This window comes from Mediterraneibacter faecis, from assembly GCF_055383675.1.
Genome location: NZ_AP043803.1, coordinates 3,053,453 through 3,076,809, shown reverse-complemented (window position 1 = coordinate 3,076,809; position 23,357 = coordinate 3,053,453). Strand labels below are relative to the sequence as shown.

20 protein-coding genes and 1 tRNA gene are annotated in these 23,357 nt (G+C 39.8%); 18 read left to right on the top strand and 3 right to left on the bottom strand.

The window, feature by feature from the left end:
• Nucleotides 1–6: 6 nt before the first annotated feature.
• From ACZ47Z_RS14550 to ACZ47Z_RS14495, 12 genes are all read left to right on the top strand, one after another.
• A complete protein-coding gene (locus tag ACZ47Z_RS14550; protein ID WP_464525691.1) occupies nt 7–1,341 on the top strand; it encodes an MATE family efflux transporter in 1,335 nt (444 codons plus the stop codon).
• 40 nt (nt 1,342–1,381) lie between these two features.
• The gene (locus ACZ47Z_RS14545) at nt 1,382–2,233 is read left to right on the top strand and encodes an AraC family transcriptional regulator (RefSeq protein WP_464525690.1); all 852 of its coding nucleotides are present in this window, start codon (nt 1,382–1,384) and stop codon (nt 2,231–2,233) included.
• Nucleotides 2,234–2,701: 468 nt separating this feature from the next.
• Nucleotides 2,702–3,217 carry a hypothetical protein gene (locus tag ACZ47Z_RS14540; RefSeq protein WP_054752806.1) on the top strand — a complete coding sequence of 172 codons (516 nt, stop codon included), beginning with the start codon at nt 2,702–2,704 and terminating at the stop codon, nt 3,215–3,217.
• A gap of 18 nt (nt 3,218–3,235) precedes the next feature.
• Nucleotides 3,236–3,475 (top strand): hypothetical protein, encoded by a 240-nt coding sequence (locus ACZ47Z_RS14535; protein WP_054752808.1) that lies wholly within the window; start codon nt 3,236–3,238, stop codon nt 3,473–3,475.
• Between the two features lie 203 nt (nt 3,476–3,678).
• A complete protein-coding gene (locus tag ACZ47Z_RS14530; protein WP_181968172.1) occupies nt 3,679–3,945 on the top strand; it encodes a hypothetical protein in 267 nt (88 codons plus the stop codon).
• A gap of 14 nt (nt 3,946–3,959) precedes the next feature.
• Complete coding sequence (locus ACZ47Z_RS14525) at nt 3,960–4,817, top strand: TrmH family RNA methyltransferase (RefSeq protein WP_054752810.1); 858 nt, start codon at nt 3,960–3,962, stop codon at nt 4,815–4,817.
• A gap of 860 nt (nt 4,818–5,677) precedes the next feature.
• On the top strand, nt 5,678–6,583 hold the full coding sequence (gene nadA, locus ACZ47Z_RS14520; protein WP_054752812.1) for a quinolinate synthase NadA: 906 nt from the start codon (nt 5,678–5,680) through the stop codon (nt 6,581–6,583).
• 91 nt (nt 6,584–6,674) lie between these two features.
• Entirely contained in the window at nt 6,675–7,922 is a 1,248-nt protein-coding gene (locus ACZ47Z_RS14515; RefSeq protein WP_464525689.1) for an L-aspartate oxidase, read from the top strand.
• Nucleotides 7,923–8,009: 87 nt separating this feature from the next.
• On the top strand, nt 8,010–8,864 hold the full coding sequence (gene nadC, locus ACZ47Z_RS14510) for a carboxylating nicotinate-nucleotide diphosphorylase (RefSeq protein WP_055147039.1): 855 nt from the start codon (nt 8,010–8,012) through the stop codon (nt 8,862–8,864).
• Between the two features lie 64 nt (nt 8,865–8,928).
• Nucleotides 8,929–9,468 (top strand): transcription repressor NadR, encoded by a 540-nt coding sequence (locus tag ACZ47Z_RS14505; protein WP_054752814.1) that lies wholly within the window; start codon nt 8,929–8,931, stop codon nt 9,466–9,468.
• Nucleotides 9,469–10,328: 860 nt separating this feature from the next.
• Nucleotides 10,329–11,576: a class I SAM-dependent methyltransferase gene (locus ACZ47Z_RS14500; RefSeq protein WP_054752816.1), complete on the top strand. Its 1,248-nt coding sequence runs from the start codon at nt 10,329–10,331 to the stop codon at nt 11,574–11,576.
• The gene (locus tag ACZ47Z_RS14495; protein ID WP_464525688.1) at nt 11,576–14,026 is read left to right on the top strand and encodes a C39 family peptidase; all 2,451 of its coding nucleotides are present in this window, start codon (nt 11,576–11,578) and stop codon (nt 14,024–14,026) included. The genes ACZ47Z_RS14500 and ACZ47Z_RS14495 overlap by 1 nt, the downstream gene beginning before the upstream one ends.
• A gap of 225 nt (nt 14,027–14,251) precedes the next feature.
• On the opposite strand, the gene ACZ47Z_RS14490 is transcribed toward ACZ47Z_RS14495, so the two are convergent.
• On the bottom strand, nt 14,252–14,749 hold the full coding sequence (locus ACZ47Z_RS14490) for a QueT transporter family protein (protein WP_015528578.1): 498 nt from the start codon (nt 14,747–14,749) through the stop codon (nt 14,252–14,254).
• A 541-nt stretch (nt 14,750–15,290) separates the two neighbouring features.
• On the opposite strand from ACZ47Z_RS14490, the gene ACZ47Z_RS14485 reads away from it, so the two are divergent.
• Nucleotides 15,291–15,488, top strand: coding sequence for a VanZ family protein (locus ACZ47Z_RS14485; RefSeq protein ID WP_330577882.1), 198 nt, complete (start codon nt 15,291–15,293; stop codon nt 15,486–15,488).
• Nucleotides 15,485–16,381, top strand: coding sequence for a LysR family transcriptional regulator (locus tag ACZ47Z_RS14480; protein WP_117914359.1), 897 nt, complete (start codon nt 15,485–15,487; stop codon nt 16,379–16,381). Before ACZ47Z_RS14485 ends, ACZ47Z_RS14480 begins: the two co-directional genes overlap by 4 nt.
• Nucleotides 16,382–16,432: 51 nt before the next feature.
• Here the strand turns inward: ACZ47Z_RS14480 and ACZ47Z_RS14475 are convergent, their stop codons facing one another.
• Nucleotides 16,433–17,707 carry a M18 family aminopeptidase gene (locus ACZ47Z_RS14475; RefSeq protein WP_464525687.1) on the bottom strand — a complete coding sequence of 425 codons (1,275 nt, stop codon included), beginning with the start codon at nt 17,705–17,707 and terminating at the stop codon, nt 16,433–16,435.
• 201 nt (nt 17,708–17,908) lie between these two features.
• On the opposite strand from ACZ47Z_RS14475, the gene ACZ47Z_RS14470 reads away from it, so the two are divergent.
• From ACZ47Z_RS14470 to ACZ47Z_RS14460, 3 genes are all read left to right on the top strand, one after another.
• Nucleotides 17,909–19,471: a sensor histidine kinase gene (locus ACZ47Z_RS14470; RefSeq protein WP_054752823.1), complete on the top strand. Its 1,563-nt coding sequence runs from the start codon at nt 17,909–17,911 to the stop codon at nt 19,469–19,471.
• 35 nt (nt 19,472–19,506) lie between these two features.
• Entirely contained in the window at nt 19,507–21,237 is a 1,731-nt protein-coding gene (gene ade, locus ACZ47Z_RS14465) for an adenine deaminase (protein ID WP_054752859.1), read from the top strand.
• Nucleotides 21,238–21,312: 75 nt separating this feature from the next.
• Nucleotides 21,313–21,384 (top strand) — tRNA-Cys (locus ACZ47Z_RS14460).
• A gap of 129 nt (nt 21,385–21,513) precedes the next feature.
• Here the strand turns inward: ACZ47Z_RS14460 and ACZ47Z_RS14455 are convergent.
• Nucleotides 21,514–22,356 carry a formate/nitrite transporter family protein gene (locus tag ACZ47Z_RS14455; protein ID WP_055147018.1) on the bottom strand — a complete coding sequence of 281 codons (843 nt, stop codon included), beginning with the start codon at nt 22,354–22,356 and terminating at the stop codon, nt 21,514–21,516.
• A gap of 719 nt (nt 22,357–23,075) precedes the next feature.
• Between ACZ47Z_RS14455 and ACZ47Z_RS14450 the strand changes: the two genes are divergently transcribed.
• On the top strand, nt 23,076–23,234 hold the full coding sequence (locus ACZ47Z_RS14450; protein ID WP_155492233.1) for a hypothetical protein: 159 nt from the start codon (nt 23,076–23,078) through the stop codon (nt 23,232–23,234).
• The last annotated feature ends 123 nt before the right edge of the window (nt 23,235–23,357 follow it).

Sequence of the window (23,357 nt, the reverse complement as noted above, 5' to 3'; positions counted from 1 at the left end):
AAAAACATGGAAGCTAAAAGAAAAACATTAACACAGCTATCTGTGCCAATATGCTTAGAAACTTTATTTTATATGCTTTCCGGTATGGTAGATACGCTTATGCTATCATCTGTAAGTGACCAGGCTGTGGGAGCAGTGGGAACAGCCAATACATATATAGGCGTTTTTATTATTATGTTTGGAGTAATATCATCGGGTATGATAGCTGTTATGTCACAAAATATTGGAGCCGGAAGACCGGGGATTGCATATCAGGCAAGACAACTTGGACTTATATTCAACGCATTGATAGGTATCATAATGTCTATCATTCTTGCCGCATTTTCTGGTGGGATGCTTAGAATCGTAAGTATTGCTCCGGCTTTGCTTGAGCCGGCTGAAATATACCTTAGAATTGTCGGTGGCACATGTTTTTTAAATGCACTTATTCCTATTTTCTCCAGTTATTTGAGAGTGTTTGGATATACAAAGCATTCTTTAATAGGAACTGTTGTTGGAAATGTTTTTAATATAATACTTAATTCAGTATTCTTATTTGTATTCAACTGGGGCGTAATGGGAGTTGCCGTTGCCACAGTTATTTCGAGAGTTGTAAATCTTATTATTGTAGCTGGCATGGGGGCTGTCCTTATAAAAGCAAAGCAGAGTCCTGAGCGGATTGCAGCAAGAAAGATATTTGCGCAGATTGTTAAGATTGGTTTTCCTTCTGCACTTGAAACTGCACTTTACAACATTGCAATGACCCTGATTGTGCGTTTTATGAATCAGATGGATGCGGATGGAATGAATGTTACAGCTCGCTCCTATGCTGTACAGATTGCAAGTTTCTCGTATTGTGTGGGAGCTGCCCTTGCTCAGGCAAATGCAATTATGACCGGCTGGAGAATTGGAGCAAAAGAGTTTGAGAAATGTAACAGGGGAACGAGAAAAGCTGCGATATACGGAATTATCACAGCGACATGCTTTTCTGTAACATTTGCATTAGCCGGGCATTTTATAGTGCATATATTTACGGATGATATACAGATGATAAATCTTGTGGTAAAGTTGTTAATAGTAGATATATTTCTTGAATTTGGAAGGGTAACAAACCTTGTATATGGTCAGGCATTAAAAACGAGTGGAGATGCAGTTTTCCCGGTTATGCTAGGTGCGATATTTATGTATTTATTTGCAGTTGGCGGAACGTATTTTCTTGGAATACACATGGGACTTCTGGCTGTGGGAGCATATATTGCTATGGCAGGTGACGAATGTGCGAGAGCTGTGGGAATGGTACTTAGATGGAAGAGTGGAAAATGGAAGAGTAAAAGTCTTGTAGAATTATCTGATATGTCGTAAATCCTCTGTTTCGCCTGTAGGGAATATTAAAGGAGAGATTATGTACTTTGAATTAAAAGAAAATAAACCACACGGTACAAAGGATGATCCGTTTAGTACATATCATATAAAAAATGGGGGACGATCATTTCAGATACCGGTACATTGGCATGATGAACTGGAAATTATATATGTAAAAAGTGGTTTTTTGACTGTAAGTATATCAGGAGAAAACTATATTGGAACCCCCGGTGATGCTTTTGTAGTGTCGCCGGGTAATCTGCATTTTATGGGTTCACAGACTGGTACAGTAGATTATTTTACTTTCCTTTTTCCGGTAGAATACATATCTTTTTGCATAAATGATATGTTAGATGATAAATTACTGAAGCCGTTAAAAAATGGTCACCTGATGATAGGCCCAAGAGTAAAAGATACAGCAAAAGAACTGTGTGAGCAGTTGGTTGAGACATATATGGCAAAAAATAAGAAAACTGAGTCCGAAATAACTGCTCAGATAAAGACAAAAAGAATTCTTTTACAATTTATTCTTGAAATGTGGGAGAAGGGCTTTGTGATTGAAAATGATAAAAGCGGGAGAAATATTGTAGAAAAAGAAATGATTTCATATATACAGCAGAATTTTAAAGAAAAGATATCGTTGAAAGAATTTGGTGAGCTGTTTCATCTTTCGGAAAAATATATATCGCGATATTTTAAGGAACACTTTCATATTACACTTTCGCAATATATAACACATTTACGATTAGAGTATGCAAAACAGCTGTTACAAGATACGGATATTCCTGTTACAGAGATTGCAATGCAGAGTGGATATCAGAATGTAAGCTATTTTATCAGAAGCTTCAAAAAAACATATGGAGTTTCTCCGTTAAAATATAGAAAAAAATAAGCCAGGTATATGGTTAGAAAGGAGAGGATATGCATATCTTACCAGTATTATGGATCTATATTTCAGAAAAATCATTTCCTGGGTACTAAGTGAGACGTTGGAGGCATCTCATGTAGTAAAATGTTCGGTTTTTACAACAGTCTGTTTCGTGTGTAATTCAATTTTAGGTGTAACTACCCAAGGCAAATTGTAGCAAAGACGATAGGAAAGTGAGGGGGATTTCGCCTGTGTCATGACACAGGCAGTGCTTGCTATTCTTGCTATTCTTGATTAGTTAAAGGTTTTTAACTTCCCTGATTTTAAAATAATACCGATCAATAATATCCTGCAATGTAATGGATTTCATTTTTTCATCTACTATATTTTGAATTTCATGATAGAAGTCCCCAATAGCGAATTGAATGTTGATACCGATTCCACAATCGAAATGTCTCTGTTATTCAGGACATTGACGGCAATAATATTGTTATGATTAACGATATACGATTTAAGGGAAAACGTTCTGTAGATTGGAAAGATGTCAGGGAATACTTAAAAGAATACGTTGGCGAGTTTTATACTATTGCTGCAACAGGAGATGTTATTTTCATTGGTTCCGATCTTCCTAAGGAATACAGTGGATCAAAATATACCAATAGTATAAAGGGAACAAATGCAAAGGCAAAAGCAAATGCTGCGACTGGAATTCCTGAAATGATAGAGATAGCAGTAGGAAAGCATTTCAGAGAGAATCATGAGGATAAACATAAAAGAGATGCTAAAAATGGATGGTACAGATATGATTCAAGATTTGCACTCCCGGTTTATGACGACAAGGGCGAATTAGAAAGATATAATGTTTTTCATGCCTCTATGCTTATACGTCATTCAAATGATGGAAAGTTGTATTTGTATGATGTAATAGATATAAAAAAGAAACGAGCAACTCTCTCGGCGAATAAACGCTTATCAGACAAAAAACCCATTTCCTTTAGGGAAGTATAATACTACAGGAAATGACAGATGTCAATCCGAATATTCGAAAATATTCCTGCATACAGAAGGACTAGAGATGGTTATGCTTTTACGGTGATAAAAATAGAAATTTCACAAAACTGTCCGCGTCACGGGAAATGTTGTGCCTGTGTAGCTTATCATCGTGATCACAATGAAGGCGTGCCGGGATGTTTCTTTTCGAAAGAAGCAGAAGCAACTTATGATCGCAGTATTAAAGCATTGGCGAAGGATCACGGTATCATTTAATATGTGTTTTAATCTTTATTCCCCCCTGTGTGTATGATAAAATAGTAACAGGAATTTTATCGACAGACAGGGGGAAAAATTATGTCAAAAATTGTGAATGAACCAAAGATCAAAAACAAGTTTGTAGTCAAGATCAGAGAGCTTTTAGAGCACCGTGCGTTCTGACTTTATCTCTTGGTGGATGAGGCAGAAAGCCGGATGTAGTGACGAAGAGATTGCAAGATTGTGTGATATTGCAATGTGTGGAGATCATGGAATCGGAAAATGCTTTGGCACTCGACTATTTCAAAGAGAATCAGATCAGTTTTGAGTGGATCGTGGATGAAGGCGGTGCCGTGATTCGATTCGCTCCAATCGATATAGATAAACAGCAATACGCATCTGTGCACGGAGAAAATGAAAATATATCTGTGGAAAAGATTCATCTGACGGTGGATTTTTATAGAGAATTGATTGGAAAATATAAGTAATAAGTGGAGAGAATATGTTAAATATTATAGAAATCAACAACTTTAACGCACCGGAACTGGACGTCTACGCACGTTATACGGAAGCACAGCTTCTGAATAAAGACCGTCCGGAAGATGGACTTTTTATTGCAGAAAGTCCGAAAGTGATTGGACGGGCGTTGGATGCCGGATATATTCCAATATCTGTTTTGGTTGAAAAGAAGCAGATGGAAGAAAATGAAGAGACGCAGGAAGTTCTTGCAAGATTTGAGAATACAGGCACTTCTATTTTTACAGCCGAGTTTGATGTTTTGACGCAATTGACAGGATTCAAGCTGACGAGAGGAATGCTTTGTGCATTGAAACGCCGACCACTGGAAGATTTCAGGAAACTTTGCGAAGGAAAGAATAGAATTGCCATTTTGGAAGATGTGATGAATCCAACGAATGTCGGAGCAATCTTTCGATCGGCAGCAGCAATGCATATGGATGCAGTATTACTGACTTCAGGATGCAGCAATCCATTGTATCGAAGAGCATCCAGAGTGAGTATGGGAACGGTGTTCCAGATTCCATGGACATTTATTCAGGATGATAAAGAACGCAGATGCGACAGGAAAGAGATCTGGCCGGTTCAGGCAATCGAAAGCCTGAAAGCACTTGGGTATAAGACAGCAGCACTTGCATTAACCGATGATTCCGTAAGTATTGATGATCCGCAGCTTATGAGTGAAGAAAAACTGGCAGTGATTCTTGGAACAGAGGGGGACGGACTTATGCAGGAGACAATTAAAGCTTGCGATTATACTGTGAAGATTCCGATGTCACATGGTGTAGATTCTCTGAATGTGGCAGCAGCAAGTGCAGTGGCGTTCTGGCAGTTGAGAAAATAAAGATTTATCGTAGGGATTCTTTTTCAAGTTCGGACGAAATCAGATAGCGCTTATAAAGTTTCTTCTAACAGACATTGAGGGATTGATGCAGGCTCCGGGTTCTGTATACAGAACAGTCACCTGAATCAATCCCTCAATGTCTGTCTATCGGTAAGTTTTCAGCGCCATCTGATTTCTACTCTCTCGAAAGAAGAACTCTACTTGAGAAGCAGACGTACCGGATGTTCTATAGAATGATTCCCATTTCTTAAGCGTATTTACTTTAATAAAATTTAGCGTAGAAGACGATCCTTTTTCAGTAAACAGAAAACAGAAAATATGAACTTCGAGAAGTTTCATGTTAGAAGGATGGTACAGGGACGAAGACGAATGTGGAGCATGCTTGCTCATACTTGAAAAACAATGGATTGCGTTAAAGAAAGGATTGACAGCTGTCTGAGCGGCAGCGAGTTTGTCAATCCTTTCTTTGCTCTTAGCAGTCTGTTGTTTTTCCTAGTATGAACAGTATGCGTAACCCTGAGTCGGCGTTCCTGTACCATTCTTCTAACAAGCGACTTTCTAAAATAATATTTTCAGTTTTCGTCCGCATTCAAACAAGAATCTCTACGCTAAATCTTTATTTCCCGGCAATTTATAGAGGAAATTCTCTCATCATTTCCCCACAAAAAGAACAATGCCATATAAAATGTTACATTTTTCACAAAAGAAATCCTCTTGGTGTAAAGTTTTTGTAAAACAAGTGTCTTGTCACCTGTAAACAACAGTGATATAATGGGCAAGAATAAATCAACAGAGTAATAGACATGAAAGTGTGTTACAGCAGAATTTTATGTCAGGAGAGAATAAGAGAGGTACGTGCTATGACAATCAGAGAAGAGATAGAACAGTTAAAGAAAGAAAAAAATGCCGTAATTCTAGCGCATTATTATGTAAGACCGGAAGTTCAGGAGATTGCAGATTATGTGGGAGATTCTTTCTATTTAAGCAAAGTTGCGGTTGGTCTGAAAGAGAAAACAATCGTGTTCTGCGGTGTTTCATTCATGGGTGAGAGTGCGAAGATCCTGAATCCTGAGAAAACAGTGCTTATGCCGGATATGGCAGCAGATTGTCCAATGGCACATATGGCATCTGCGGAGACAATCGAGAAGATTCGTTCAGAGTATGATGACCTTGCTGTTGTTTGCTACATCAATTCAACAGCGGAACTGAAAAGACATTCTGATGTCTGTGTAACTTCATCCAATGCAGTGAAGATTGTAAAAGCACTTCCGAATAAAAATATTTTCTTTATCCCGGATCGTAACCTTGCACATTACATCGCAGGATTGGTACCGGAAAAGAACTTTATATATAATGAAGGATTCTGTATTGTGCACGAATGTATGGAGGTTGAAGAAATCAAAGCAGCGAAAGCAGCGCATCCGGAAGCAGAGGTTCTTTCACATCCGGAATGTCCGGCAAAAGTTCTGGAACTTTCTGATTTTGTTGGAAGTACTTCAGAAATCATCGCGCAGGCAGGAAAATCAGATGCGAAAGAATTTATCATCTGTACAGAGAGTGGTGTTTTGTATGAACTTCAGAAGAGAAATCCTGAGAAGAAATTTTACTTTACAGAGACAACTCCAATCTGCAGAAATATGAAGAAGGTTACACTTGAGAAAGTGCTTCATGTATTAAAGACAGGCGAGAATGAAGTTTTTGTAGACGATAAGCTTCGTGAAGAATCTAAAAAACCGTTAGAGAGAATGTTAGAACTGGCCAAGTAAACAGAGAGCAGATAGGATTGACAGCAATCGAAGATCAAAGAAAAATAATGAGATCAAATCGACAGTCGCTGTCGGAATGGAGATATTTATTATGAAAATGGAAGCAGATGTAGTCATTGTCGGAACAGGTGTGGGAGGGCTTTTCAGCGCACTGAGTCTTCCGAGAGATCAGAAGATCATTATGATTACAAAGTCAGATTTAGAGAGCAGTGATTCATTCCTGGCTCAGGGAGGAATCTGCATGCTGCATGACAAAGATGACTATGACAGTTATTTTGAAGATACAATGAAAGCGGGACATTATGAGAACAGAAAAGAATCTGTAGATCTTATGATCCGCAGCTCAAGAGAGATCATTCATGACCTGATTGGCTATGGTGTAGATTTCCAAAAACAGGAGACAGATGAGTCTGGAAATGAAGCCGTAGACAACGGTGGTGAAAAGGCAGAGATTCAGGATATTTATGCATTTACTCGTGAGGGAGCACATTCACGTCCGAGAATTCTGTTTCATGCAGATATTACAGGAAAAGAAATCACAAGTAAACTGCTTGCACAGGTAAAGCAGCTTTCTAATGTAACATTGCTTGAATATACAACGATGACAGATATCATTGTGGAAAATGATGAATGTAAAGGAATCATTGCACAGGATAAAGATGGAAATGAATTCGAAATCCATACAGAGAATACAATCTGGGCAAGCGGTGGAATCGGTGGACGTTATAAGCATTCTACAAATTTCCCGCATCTCACAGGAGATGCACTTACAATTTCCGAAAAACACGGAATTCGTTTAGAGCATTTAGATTATGTACAGATCCATCCAACAACATTGTATTCCAAGAAACCAGGAAGACGCTTTCTTATTTCAGAGTCTGTCCGTGGAGAAGGTGCAGTTCTTCTTAACAGCAAGAAAGAACGTTTTGTAAATGAACTTCTTCCAAGAGATGTTGTGACTAAGGCAATCAGAGAAGAGATGGAAAAGGAAGGCACAGATCATGTCTGGCTGTCCATGGAAAAACTTGGAAAAGAAACCATCATGGGTCATTTCCCGAACATTTATCAACATTGTCTGGAAGAGGGATATGATGTGACAAAAGAATGTATCCCGGTTGTTCCGGCACAGCATTATTTCATGGGTGGTGTCTGGGTAGATTCAGACAGTAAAACATCCATGGAACATTTGTATGCAGTAGGAGAGACAAGCTGTAACGGTGTACATGGTGCGAACCGTCTGGCAAGTAATTCACTTCTGGAAAGCCTTGTATTTGCCAAACGTGCGGCAAATAAAATCTCAGGTACAGAGAATGAAGTAAAAGTACGTGAATTGGCATAATAATAGTGATATTAATCTATGCTGAAAAAATAAAAGTTAAGAGAAGAGTAGAGAAAGAATATAGAGACAGGAACAGGAGATATAAAGATGAACGAAATTACAATGACACTTCAGGCAGATCATTTGATCCTTGAGGCACTCAAAGAAGATATTTCAAGCGAAGACGTAACAACAAATTCAGTTATGAAAGATTATGTAAAAGGTGAAGTAGAACTGATCTGTAAACAGGACGGAGTAATTGCCGGACTGGAAGTTTACCGCAGAGTATTTGAACTGTTAGATGCAGATACAAAGACAGAACTTTACTGTAAAGACGGAGACGAAGTAAAGAACGGCCAGTTGATGGGAAAAGTAACAGGAGATATCCGCGTACTTCTTTCCGGTGAGCGTGTAGCACTGAACTACCTTCAGAGAATGAGTGGAATCGCAACTTATACACATTCCGTTGCAGGACTTCTTGAAGGAAGCAAAACAAAACTTCTTGATACAAGAAAAACAACACCTAATATGAGAATCTTCGAGAAATATGCAGTTCGTGTTGGTGGCGGTTATAACCACAGATATAATCTTTCTGATGGGGTACTCCTGAAAGACAATCACATTGGAGCTGCAGGAAGCGTAAAGAAAGCTGTCGAGATGGCAAAAGACTATGCACCATTTGTAAGAAAGATCGAAGTAGAAGTTGAGAATCTTGAGATGGTAAAAGAAGCAGTAGAAGCCGGAGCAGATATCATCATGCTTGATAATATGTCAACAGAAGAGATGCAGGAAGCAATCAAGATCATTGACGGAAGAGCGGAGACGGAGTGTTCCGGAAATGTAACAAAAGAGAACATCGGACGCCTGACAGCTCTTGGCGTAGACTATATTTCCAGTGGAGCCCTGACACATTCCGCTCCGATTCTTGATATCTCGATGAAAAACCTTCATGCTGTAGAGTAAAAGTGATATAATTGTTAAAGAACAATTATTAGTATGGATTTCAATTTAGAAAGGAAGAGGCATGATGACAGGACCAGAAAGAAGAACTGCCATTATAAATCAGATAAAGACAAGCTCAGCACCGGTGCCGGGAAAGGCATTGGCTGCACAGTATGAAGTAAGCCGTCAGGTGATCGTGCAGGATATCGCACTCATCCGTGCCGCAGGACATGACATTATATCTACAAACAGAGGATATATTTTGCACGAATCACATTTAGTAGAAAGAATCTTCAAAGTGAAACATACCGATGACCAGGTTGAAGATGAACTCTATACAATCGTCGATCTGGGCGGAAGAGTTCGTAATGTGATGGTGAATCACAGAGTCTACGGTCATATGGAAGCATCACTCAATATTAATTCTAGACGAAATGCAGTAGAGTTCATAGATGACATCCGAAGCGGAAAGTCTACGCCACTGAAAAATATCACATCCGATTACCATTATCATGTAGTAGAAGCGGATAGTGAAAAGACATTGGATATGATTCAAGAAGCACTGGAAGAAAAAGGATTTTTGCTGGAGCAAGAAGAGTGGGAGAAAGAGCTTTTTGCAAAGTAAAGATTTATCGTAGAGATTCTTCTTCAAAAATCGGACGAAATCAGATAGCGCTTATAAAGTTTCTTCTAATAGACAGACATTGAGGGATTGCTTCAGGCTCCGGGTTCTGTATACAGGAAAGACTAAGAAAAACGAAAGATTACTAAAAACAAAGCAATGCTCGGCAAACTCGCTGCCGCTTCAGACAGCTGCCTCGCATTGCTTTAATGTAACCTTTCGTTTTTTAAGTCTTTCCAAGCACACAGAACAGTCACCTGAATCAATCCCTCAACATCTGTCTATCAGTAGATTTTTCGTCGCTATCTGATTTCTACTTTCTCGAAAGAAGAACTCTACTTGAGAAGCAGACGCACCGGATATTCTATAGAATGATATCCATATCTCAAACATGTTTGTATTTAATAAAATTTGTCGTAGGAATTCATCTTTTTCAATAAACAGAAAACAGAAAATATGAAGTCCGAGAAGTTTCATGTTAGAAGGATGGTACAGGGACGAAGACGAATGTGGAGCATGCTTGCTCATACTTGAAAAACAATGGATTGCGTTAAAGAAAGGATTGACAGCTGTCTGAGCGGCAGCGAGTTTGTCAAACCTTTCTTTGCTTTTAGCAGTCTGTTGTTTTTCCTAGTATGAACAGTATGCGTAACCCTGAGTCGGCGTTCCTGTACCATTCTTCTAACAAGCGACTTTCTAAAATAATATTTGCAGTTTTCGTCCTCATATCCGAAAAATGATTTCTACGATAAATCTTTATTTCGTCCCCTATATCCCTTGACATCTCCCTTTTTATTCTGCAAAATAGTAAGAAGAGTCTTTCGAGATTCTACTTTATTATAGAAGAAAAAGAGGTCATTTATATGGAAGAAATCATACAGTTTTTAGCTGGGATTTTGAATAGAGAGTTTATTCGTGCGGTGTTTAGTAACCCGCGAGTAAAGGATAATGTAGTTAAGGCAAAGCTTCGACCGATGGAACAGAAGGGGGAGCTTTTATTTCAGTTAGAGTCTTTCACAAAGACGCAGGCATTTCATAAGAATCTGACGGTAGAAGAGACGAAGGATGAGCTTGCGAAATTGTTGGAAGAGTTTCGTCAGGTTCAGGTTGAGACGGTGAGTGAGGATATCACGGTATTGATCAGTAAGAAAGGGAAAGCAACGATTAAGAGAAAGCGCAAGAAGGTGCAGGCGAAAGCTGCGGATCTGTCTCATAACAGGAAGAAGAAATATATTTTGGAAGAAGGGATTGTGGTTCCGTTTCTTCAGGATCTTGGAGTTATGACACAGGATGGAAAGATTGTGCGGACGAAGATGGATAAGTTCCGTCAGATCAATCGTTTCCTGGAGTTTGTTGAGGACATTCTGCCGCAGCTTGACAGGGACAGAGAGCTTACACTTCTGGACTTTGGATGTGGAAAATCATATCTTACATTTGCAATGTATTATTATTTACACGAGTTAAAAGGATATGATATTCGTACTATCGGATTAGATCTGAAGACAGATGTGATTCTGCATTGTAATGAACTGGCAAAGAAGTATGGATATGAGAAGTTGACATTCCTTGTTGGAGATATTGCGGATTATGAAGGTGTGGATCAGGTTGACATGGTTGTGACGCTTCATGCGTGTGATACAGCTACAGATTATGCACTTGCGAAAGCGGTTGGCTGGAATGCGAAAGTGATTTTGTCTGTTCCATGTTGTCAGCATGAGGTGAACAAGCAGCTTGAAAAGCAGAGAAATCTGCATTCAGGCAAGATGAAATCGAAGACGGAAGTTATGGAAGTTTCAGAAATGCTGGGAGATCAACTAGCTTCCATGGAAGAAGTGCTCGGACCAATTATGGATTATGGATTGTTGCGAGAGCGTTTTGCAGCACTTGTGACAGATGGACTTAGAGCAAAGCGTCTGGAAAGCGAGGGATATGAAACTCAGGTATTAGAATTTATTGATATGGAGCATACGCCGAAGAATATTCTGCTGCGTGCAGTGAAAAAGGGGAGTCCTGCAGCAAAGAGCGGAAAAGAGGCAGAGGATTGTGAAAGATTTTTGAAGATTCAGCCAACATTAGGTATGCTTCTGGCAGAGCAAAAGGGAGATAAATAATGAAGAAAAGGGTAATAAAGATTGCCGCACTGGTTGTTCTTTTTGCGGCTGTGCTGGTGATCAGTAATGTGATACTGAACCGTGGAAATGATGATCAGGTTGTGGATATGGGAGATGCCACACTACCGAGAGTCTCATTTATGATGGGGGGACAGAAGATAAATGCGTTGTCTGGTTATGTAAATGATATGGATATTGCCGCAATGCGAGATACCATTACACCATTAGAGAGTGATGGTACACTGAAGATGCAGATTGAGAAAAATGATAACCAGATCCGGGAGATCAGTTACAGTGTATATTCTCTGGATGGAACAGAGACATATGATAAAGGAACTCTAAAGTCTGCAGAAAGCGAAGATGTTACATTAAAGCTGGGGAAATCACTTGGAGATAAAATCCAGGAGGCAGTACTTCAGGTTTCGCTTGTGATCGGCGAGGAGAAAGAGACAAGGAAAGTTAATTTCTATACCAGAATTGAGAAAGCAGATGATATTACAGCATCACAATGTCTTACATTTGCACAGGATTTTCATACGAAAGCATTTAATAAGACGGATGTAGATTCATTGAATATTTACTTGGAACCTGGAGATGAGAGTGACAATACAACTTATCAGACAGTCAATATCCATTCAGATATTTCTCATATTCAGTGGGGAACTATGCAACCACAGTTGCTTGGTGATGTGCGTTGGAGTATAAAGGAAAGTAATAGTGTGTATACCTCTCTCCTTGCGAATTACAGAGTTTCCTGCGTGGATGATGCCGGTGAGAATGCAGTTTATGATATTAAAGAATTTTTCCGTGTGAGAATCGCAGGAACTACAATTTACCTGTTGGATTACAATCGTGATATGCAGGAAGTATTCAGTGAGAACAGAAGTGTGATCGATGAAAACGGAATTCTGCTCGGCGTTACACCTTCAGATGTTCCGTATGAGACAAATGAGAAAGAAACGATTGCAGCATTTGTGGAGTCCAGAAACCTTTGGATGTACAATAAGAGTTCGAATGAATTATTAAATATTTTCGGATTTGCAGATGTAGATACGACAGATGAAAGGAATCTGAATGATCAACATGCAGTTCGTATCATCAGTATGGACAACAGTGGTAATCTTGCATTTGCTGTGTATGGATATATGAATCGTGGCGAACACGAAGGAGAAGTCGGTGTCGGAATTTATTATTTTGATGTAGAGAGAAATCTGATCCAGGAGAAAGCATTTATACCAAGTAAGAAGTCCTATGCAATCGCAGCGGATGAGCTTGGCAAGATGGTTTATTATAATCATGCGGAAGAGCAGTTATATGTTTTGGCAGACGGAACTTTGTATCAGGTAGATCTGAAAAAGAATAAACAGACAACACTTGCGGAGAATCTTAAAGAAGGACAATATGCGGTTTCTGATGATGGACATCTGATGGCATATCAGTCAGAAGGAGATAAGAGTGGCGGAACAGTGATTCAGGTAATGAATCTAAGCAGTCTGGAGACGAATACTGTTGAGGCAGCAAGCGGAGAAAAAATTAGTCCACTTGGATTTGTCAATGGTGACTTTATTTATGGAAAAATGAAATCTGAGGATGCAGGAAAGAAAGCTTCCGGAGAATCGATCACTCCAATGTATGAACTGGAAATCCGTAATTCTAAGAACAAAAAAGTTGCCAGCTATTCCTTTGTTGATAAAGGCATTTATATTTCTGATATTTTAATTGATGATAATATGGTAACACTGAATCGTGTAGAGAAAAGCGGGGATATTTACAACGTTACTTCACAGGAGTTTATTACGAATAATGAGGAACGCAAAGATACAGCGATTAAAACAGAAGTATACACAACAGCACTGATGGAAAAACAGATGCGGATTACATTTGCAGAGGGAGCAGGAGAGAAGAGCGTGAAAGTGATCCGGCCGAATCAGCTGGCATCAAAGAATGAACTTGAGATGGTTCTTGCTGATAACAGCGAAAGTGTGAAATACTATGTCTATGGGGTCGGTGAACTGGCAGGAATTTATGATAAAGCTTCTTATGCGATTCAGAAAGCACAGAAGATTTCAGGAGTTGTGATCTCTTCTGACCAGAAATATGTCTGGGAGAAAGGAAATCGAGATCTTGCGTATTCGATAGAGGATGTTGCTCTTTCGAAAGAAGGAGAAGAGACATCACTTGAAGCATGTGAGCGTTATATGAAGATATATGATGCTCAGAAAGTAGATCTGACAGGATGTACGCTGGATCAGGTACTCTACGTGATCAATAGAGGATGTCCGGTGATTGCACTTACAAGTGCAGATCATGCAATTCTTCTGACAGGATATACGAAGAATGATATTACTTATATAGATCCTGAAAATGGAGAGTCACAGACAGTTTCCATCAGTGAGATGGAAGGAATGATTTCCGGAAGCGGAAATACATTTATTGGTTATATCAAATAGAAAATGTAACTGTTCAGAGCCAAGCAAAATTTCAAAAACAGGTATAAAATGCTTGCATTTTTAAAACTGTTTTTGAAATTTTATTTGGCGGATACGCCACACCGACGAAATGCGTAGCATTTTGGAGGTTGGCTCTGAACAGTTACTAGAAAATGAAATAAAAACGACAGGTTCTTCAATAGTTCAAATGAAGATCCTGTCGTTTTTAGGTTACATAAGAAAAATCTATAAAGCTTTTTTAAAGATAATTCCTCGATATTTGTTAAGTGCTCCGTAAAGAATCAGACCAAGCACACCGGCGGAAATCACTTCTCCGACACCAACTGTCAGCATCATGAAAGGAATCGGAAGTGGAACCATGTAAGCGTATTTTAATACAAATGGAACCACGATGATGTTGGCAACAACCGGAGGAACAGGGGCAAGGAATTTGCTCTTGTTTCTTAAAGACCATGTAAAGATGGCACCGATCAGTGTTGCAAGGCTGCCGAAGATAATGTCAGGCAGGATTGCACCTCCAAGTGTGTTTCCGATGAGGCATCCTACAAACAATCCAGGGATTGCAGCCGGAGTAAATACCGGGAGGATCGTCAGTGCTTCCGCAAAACGGATCTGCACCTCTCCAAAAGCCAGTGATGCACCGACAACAGTCAGTACGACATAGATGGCAGCGATCATAGCTGCCTGTGCCAGGTAAAGCACTTTGTTACTTGAGTTTTTCATTATTCAGTTCTCCTTTAGTTTTGTTTTACGTGTGGAAGGTCACGAACACACTTTACTAAAACCCAGTAAGACCTTATTTTATAAGGGTTTCAGCGGTTTGTAGTATAGCATGGTAAAGGTGAAAAATCAAGGACATACTCACTTTCTATTAAAATTACATATTGTATTGTTAAATTGCATATGCTATAATGCCAGTAGGCAAAAAGATAATGCTATTCCATAGTGAACAGCAACGAAAAACCCTCGGAGTGCCATCCGAGGGTTTTTCTATTCCTAATTCTTGTGTGGAAAGGTTTAACTCCACAGGCTAGTTACCGGCTATTTGTCGCCATCTAACCATTTGATGATGTAGTGGCAAACTACACCAGCCGCAACAGCGACAATAAAAGATAATGCTAAATCCATGGTGAACACCTCCGTTCTGTACCAGTATAGGAGGCGGTAACATTGCTAGTATATCATATGTTGCTTTGTGGTTCTATAATTTTGTGTCCTATATATAGTTTTTATCTTAATGAAAAATTAAACTTAATTAAGAAGTATAAAACGTATTGCCCTGGCAGGAAGCGTTGCAACGTTTTTTATTGAAATATCTCAACTTTTTACTGGAAGAGCAACTGATATAGATGATATTATTACAAATAGCATCGGTACTTTGATCGGCTACCTTATCGTACGCTTTGTGACAGAAAACTTTACAAAGCGCACTTTATCAGATTCAATAAGGAGGAAAACATGACATTACAGCAATTAACCTATTTAGTTACGGTTGCGGATTGTGGGAATATTACGGAGGCTGCAGAAAAGCTTTTTATTTCACAGCCGTCGCTTAGTGCAGCAATTCATAATCTTGAAAAAGAGATGGGAGTGACTGCATTTACAAGGTCTAACAAAGGCGTTACTGTTACAAGAGAAGGCGAAGAGCTATTGTCCTTTGCAAGGATGCTCTTAGAGCAGGCTGACAATATGAAAGAACATTTTGGAAATGGAGAGAGAAGAACACCGAAGTTTTCTGTGTCTTGTCAGCATTATTCATTTGCGGTAAATGCTTTTGTTGATTTGATCAAAGAATATGATGCAGAACAGTATAGTTTTATTATAAGAGAGACACAGACGGGCGAGATCATTGAAGATGTGGCAAGCGGAAAAAGTGAGATAGGGGTTCTTTACCTTTCGGAACACAATGAAGATGTGATTTTGAAGCTGATAAAGAATAATCAGTTGAAGTTTGAGGAAATGTTTGTTGCAGAACCGCATGTATTTATCTGTAAAGATCATCCACTGGCAGAAAAAGAAATGATTTCCATGGAAGATTTACGACCATATCCGTATCTTGTTTATGAACAGGGAAATAATAATTCGTTTTATTTTTCAGAGGAATTTATAAGCATGCTTGATTTCCCGAAGAGTATACAGGTAAGAGACAGGGCAACCTTATTTAACCTGGTGATCGGATTAAACGGATTCACAGTAAGCAGTGGTGTGATCGATCAGAAATTAAATGGAAGCAGTATTATAGCGAAGCCATTAGATGTTGATAAAACGATGAGGATCGGTATTATTAAAAAGAAAAATATTATTTTCAGTCGTTATGCATCTTATTATGTAGAGGCGCTGAGAAAGCATTTGTAAAAAATAAAGAGCAGGGATTTCGTCATAATGAAATCCCTGCTCCTTCTTTTACTAGCAGAAGAATTCTTTTGCAGCTCGTACCAGATACTCAGTATCTTTCACACCTGCAGTCTCATAAGGGGAATGCATTGCCAACTGTGGAAGTCCGATGTCAACGGTATTGAGCGCAACCTGAGTGTTGGAAATATTTCCAAGGGTAGAGCCACCGGCCATATCAGAGCGGTTTGTGAATGTCTGAACCGGAACATCTGCCCGCTTACATAGGTCGCGGAACATGGCAGCAGATACGGCGTCCGTACAGTACTTCTGGTTTGCATTGAATTTCAACACGATTCCTTCGTTCAGGTAAGGACGGTTTGTCGGATCTGCTTTCTCTGTATAGTTTGGATGAACCGCATGAGCATTATCCGCAGAAATCATAAAGCTGTCTGCAAGATGGACAAGATAATCTTCTCCATCATATCCAAGTGCTTCGTGAACACGGATCAGTGTGTCAAAAAGGAATGTGGATGCGGCGCCCTGTTTCGTACCGCTTCCAACTTCTTCATTATCAAGAACACAGTGTACAGCCATACAGTCTCTCTTCTCACCGGAAAGAAAACCTTGAAGTGATGCGAAGGCACACTGCAGGTCATCAAGTCTGCCGCTGGAAATAAATTCTTCAGAAGCCCCCCAGATGGAACCTTCCTGTCGGTTATAAAGGAATAGATCATGACCGAGAATTTCATCTTTTTCTATCCCGGCAGCTTCAGCAATCTGTTCCATAAAAGTTCCTTTAGGAGAACCACAGCCATAAAGTGGGAGAAGATCTTTCTGTGCGTTGTAGTTGTAACCGCTATTGATCTCACGGTTCATGTGAATCGCGAGATTCGGGATCATAACAAGATCCCGGTCAATATTGACGAGTTTGCTCGTGAATTGTCCGCTTGTCTTATCTTTTATTATAACGCGTCCGGCAACAGAGAGCGGACGGTCAAACCAGGGTGCACAGAGCATGCCACCATATTTTTCTACATTTAATTTCACATAATGTTTTTCTACTTCGATCTCCGGATTCTCTTTGATCTTAAAGGTCGGAGAATCACTATGACTTGTCAGAATGTGCATCTTGTCAATACCATTTTCCGGAATTGTAAATGCAATCAGGGAAGAGTCATTTCGTGTAACAAAATAGTGTTTGCCGCATTCTATATTCCAACGCTGATTTTCCTTTAGTTCAGTAAAATCAACTGCAAGAAGCTCTGATTTCATCTGTTGAACTGCATGAAATGCTGTGGGACTCTTTTGAAGAAATTTTAATAGTTCTTGAGAAACTGAATTGTTCATAGATATTTCCTTCTTTCAAATTGTTTTAAAACTCTTTTTTTGCTGATATATTTACTTTTTAGGATAGGGCAAATCAGAGAGAAATACAAGGCGGAAAAGCATAATAAAAACTTTTTATTTAAGAAGAATTTCACAACATACTGTTTTAAAATGTGCTATAATCTAATTTGGAATGTCAGAGATTCCATTGGAGGAGTACGAATGAAAAAAATATCTTTGAAAATAAAATTAACACTAAAATATACAGGGTGCATATTCGTGGCAACAGGCATTGCGTTGTTTCTTGCTACAGTGATAAGTGGAACAGATGCGCAGTCAGCAAAAGCGATGGCGAAGGTGGTACTTCCAATCGTTTTCATCGCATCTCTTGCAATTGGATACTTTCTGGTAAGAGAGGTTCTGAAACGGACTGCAGACCTGGCAGAGTCAGCGGCGGAAATCTGTAGAACAAAAGATTTCTCCAGACAGTTGGAACTGGAAGAATCTGATGCGGAATTGGAGAGACTGCAGCTGACATTGAATGAATTACTTGAGGATGTGCGCGAGGAGGGACATTTTGCAGAAAATGTTGTACAGGAGATGTGGATGCCGGTCAGTGTGATCCTTACACGAAGCGCATGGTGCCTTGGCGACTGGCGACTGTCCCAGCGTCAGCGCTGGCAGATTGAACTGGTGCAGAAGAAGGCACAGATTCTTTCAGATTTTATTCAGGAAGTCTCATTTTTTGCAAAGGCAGATCAGGGATGCCAGCCGGCTTATAAAAAACGCATGAATATCAGTGAACTGACAACAGGAATTATAGAAGGTCAGATCAGCAGACTTCAGGAGGCAGATGAACCGGTGCAGATAGAATATGAGATTGAACCGGAGATTTACGCAGAAGTGGATGAGAACTGTTATCGGAAGATGCTGTTAAATCTGCTGGAGAATTCCATTGATTATAGCCGGGAGATTGGACTGATCAAAGTTGTTGTTGAAAGTAAAGGCAGTGAATTTACCTGTAAGATTGCAGATGCGGGAATTGGAATTTCGGAGACGGATCTGCCGCACGTATGGGATCGGTTTTTCAGAGGAGATCCTTTAGGTGCCGGAGAAGGTCATTTTGGACTGGGACTTTCTGTTGTAAAATGGATTGCTGAAGTACATGATGGATGGGTGGATGCAGAAAGTATCCTGGGATCCGGAAGCTGCTTTACAGTGGGGATGCCGTGTGAACCGAAGCCAGAGGCAGAAGTAGAAGAAGTGTCAGAGGAAGAGAAGACAGTTGATGCGCTGTTAGAAGGAATTAATGGAACAGACGAAATAGAAGAGGAGAAGGATGCAGATCTGACTACAGAAGCAGAAGGAGCAGTTGAGACAGATGCAACTACAGAAGAAGCTGAGACAGATGTAACATCTGAAATAAATGAAACGGCTGAGACAGAAGGAATTACAGAAATAAATACGGCGACTGAAACAGAGGCAGTGACCGAAAACAGAGATAGCTCAGAAGAGTCCGAAGCTTTGGGTGAGACAATCGCGATGCCTGTGATTACAGAGGACACAGAGGAAGAGTCATCAGAGAATTTTGTGCCGGATGCAGAGAAAGATGAAACCGATGTAAAGGGTGAAAATTCGTTTAGGAAAATCAAAATTTGTTTATCAAAAATCAAAAGCTTTCTTGAGGAAGAAGATGACGAAGAAGATTCAGACGAAGACGAAGAAGCTTTAAATGAATGCGAAGTGATTCCATTTAAAAGCAAAGAGGATTCAGACGAAAAATAAAGAGGAGGACTTCTGACGTGAAAGACGTAGCAACAATGAAGGTGGAATTAAAGAAACTTATTGATACAGCTGCAGGAAGAGTTCCGGCAGATCTGGTGATCAAAAATTGTAAGATTGTAAACGTATTTTCAGGAAAGATCCAGGAAGGAGACATTGCATTTTCAGGTAATCAGATTGCAGGTATCGGTGAGTATGAAGGCGTGAAAGTGATTGATGCAGAAGGAAGATATGCAGCGCCAGGATTTATCGACAGCCACATCCATATCGAATCTTCTTATGTAAGTCCAGAGGAGATTGGACGCCTGTTAGTTCCACATGGAGGAACAACAATTATGGCAGACCCACATGAAATCGTAAATGTATGTGGAATCGCCGGTCTGGACTATATGATGAAAGCAGCTGAGAACACAGTGCTTGATGTAAAATATGAGCTTCCATCCTGTGTACCGGCTACACCATTCGAGCACTCAGGTGCGGTGATCGATGCAGAAGCAATGAAAGAGCCAATCACAAGAGAAGGAATTGCCGGACTTGGTGAGTTCATGAATTTCCCGGGTGTGATCAATGCGGCAGACAGTGATCTGGATAAGATCATTGTAGCAAAACAGGAAGGCAAATTTATTGATGGACATGGACCTGGAATCACAGGAAAAGAGCTGAATGCATATGCCGCTGCAAGAATCGCAGCAGATCATGAATGTTCTACAGTAGAAGAGATGAATGACCGTCTGGAAAGAGGAATGTACATTCTTCTCCGCCAAGGTTCTGCATGCCATAACCTTCGAACACTGCTTAAAGGTGTGACAGCAGAGAACAGTAGAAGATGCCTGCTCTGTTCTGATGACCGTCAGCCGAAGACAATCCTTCACGAAGGACATCTTGATAATCATTTGCGTATCTGTGTAGAGGAAGGTCTTGATCCTGTGACAGCAATTCGTATGGCAACACTTAACGCAGCAGAATGCTTTGACCTGAAAGACAGAGGAGCAATTGCACCGGGATACCGTGGGGATGTTGTTCTTCTGGATGATCTGAAAGATTTCCATGTAAACCGTGTATTTGTAGAAGGTGCTCTGGTGGCAGAAGAAGGAAAATATCTGCCGGAGATCAAAAAATGTGATATTTCTTCCGTTAAGGGAAGTGTGATCGTAAAAGATTTCTCCAAAGAGAAATTTAAAATGAATTTGAAATCAAACAAAGTAAATGTAATCAAGATTCTTCCGGGTGGAGTTGTAACAGCGAAAGATACAGCAGAGATTGAGTTGGATGCAAATGGAGAGTTCGTAAGAAATCCAGAAGTTGATCTTGTAAAAGTAGCTGTTGTTGAGCGTCATCAGGGAACAGGAAATGTAGCTTGTGGATTCCTGAAAGGATACGGAATCAAAGAAGGTGCTGTAGCACTTTCAGTGGCTCACGATTCTCATAACATCATTGTTGTTGGAGTTAATGATGAAGAGATGGAATTTGCCGTGAACAGTCTGATCGAGCAGGAAGGTGGTATTGTTCTTGTGAAGGAAGGAAAAGTGATCGAGAGCATGCCAATGCCGATTGCCGGACTGATGAGTGATCAGAGCGGAGAATGGGTAGATCAGAAATTAACAGACATTCATGAAAAAGCATACGAAGAACTTGGAATCTGTGGAGATGTGGAGCCGGTAATGACACTGTGCTTTATGTCACTTGCAGTAATTCCGGAGATTAAGCTGACAGACATGGGATTGTTTGATGTGACAACATTTTCATTCATTCCTGTAGAAGTTGAATAATGAAGTTAAAAATCAAAGAAAACACCATTGACGTACTGCACGTATTTTGCTATACTTTAATAGTTAAATAAATACGGCGCAGTAGCCAAGCGGTAAGGCGTGGGTCTGCAACACCCTGATTCACCGGTTCAAATCCGGTCTGCGCCTCTGAAGAACCTGAAACTGATTTGTTTCAGGTTCTTTTTTTGAGTACCTACGCCAACAATCTCAGAGATAGAAAAAACTCATGTGAGTTCGTTAGAAGAAATTCACATGAGTTTTTCTTTAAAATAGTCCTTATTTATTTTCCCAGTTCTTTTTATAAATCAGATACAGCGGAAGTCCGACAAAGATCATACCACCGAGCATATTTCCAAGTGTAACCGGAATAAAGTTTGCAAGGCTGTGAAGTGGTGTCAGTGTCGCAATCTGTTCAGCTGTAATTCCGTAAGCTTCTTCTGCTTTCGCAACATAAGCCGGATTAAGTGAAGCAAGGATACCAGCCGGGATATAGAACATATTGGCAACGCAGTGTTCGAATCCGCCGACTACGAAGGCACAGATTGGGAAGAAAATTGCCCATACCTTACCGGCAATATCTCTTGCGGAAGTAGCCATCAGTACTGCAAGACATACCAGGATATTACATAAGATTCCGGAAGTGATTCCCTGCAGTGGTGAAATTGCAATCTTTCCAACAGCAACTTTGATTGTATAAGCACCGAGAAGCCCGCCTGAGTAGTTCAGGTTTCCACTGTATACAATGAGTAGATCCACGCAAAGAGCACCGACCAGGTTACTGAAAAATACGATGAAAAGATCTCGGAATAATCCGCCCCATGTGACACGTTTGTCAAATACATCCATGATGATCAGACAGTTTCCGGTGAAAAGTTCGCCGCCGAGAAATACGATGAGCATCAGTCCGACAGGGAAGATACATCCGGCAAGAGCTCTTGCTACGCCAACATTTTCTACTGCGTGTGCTGCTGTGCTGCTTGTAGCACCGCCGAAAGCAATAAACGCACCGGCCATGATGCCGAGCAGAATCATTTTTCCAAGTGGAAGACGGGTTTTGTTCTCGCAGGCCTTGATACTCAGATCAATGACTTCTGCGGGAGTGTTAAAATGATTGTCCATGATATAACTCCTTATTCTTTTGTAATTCGGCAGCTCTCTTGCTTTGAATGGTAACACAGTAAAAGAACTGCCGTTGTTATATTGCTATTCGTCAAGAATTTAACGAGAATATTTTATACTAGAAAATATTGGATTTCAAGAGTGGAAAGGCATGTTTATATATAGATACAAAATTCGGGATTTTTATTGCTTTAGGACAGTTATTTGTACGGTTTATAAGCATCCGTAAGCAATAGTAATTATGCAAAATATGTTTATAAAGTTATTCATGTGGAAAATTTTAGAAAAATATTGTTTTGTGTAGAAAAAAGATATCCTCATTTTATCAACAAAAAAGATGAGTTACGAACAAAAAACACATTGAAAATTCAAGTGCATCAAATTATTCTATATCTACTTCTGGCCGGGAGTAAAAAACAGAAGGAGAAGCACTATCGGATATCTTTTTCCAGGGGAGCGTAGTGCATGTTATTCGGCTGATATGTTATTAAGACAGTATAAAAGAGTAAGAAGAGAATTAGGAAAAAAGTTTCATTATCGAGACATAAAAAAAGTATATACGATAGTTCTATTTGAAAAAAGTAATAGTGTTTTCAAGAGTTTTTCAAAGGACATTTATATTCATCGGTTTCAGCAACAAAGTGATTCAGGAATAGAACTGAACCTTTTACAGGAGTACACGTTTATTTGCCTTGACATTTTTGATGACATCATTCACAATGAAGGCAGAAATGCAGGAGACGAAAGCGGAGAAAGAATCGTTGGAGACAGAGATGCAGAGAACAAAAGATGAGATGGAAGCTGAAAGAAAACGTGCTGAGGAGGCGGAAAAGGAACTGATCCGGTTGAGGGCAGAACTGGAAAAACTGAGAAAATAGATGAAATACATAGTGATATCAGTTGTTTCTTATTTACTCTGCGCTCCTGGAGTGTTATAATAACTGTTAAGACTGCCGGGAGGCATCTGTTTGAAGATTCTGATAATAGAAAAAGATAGAAGA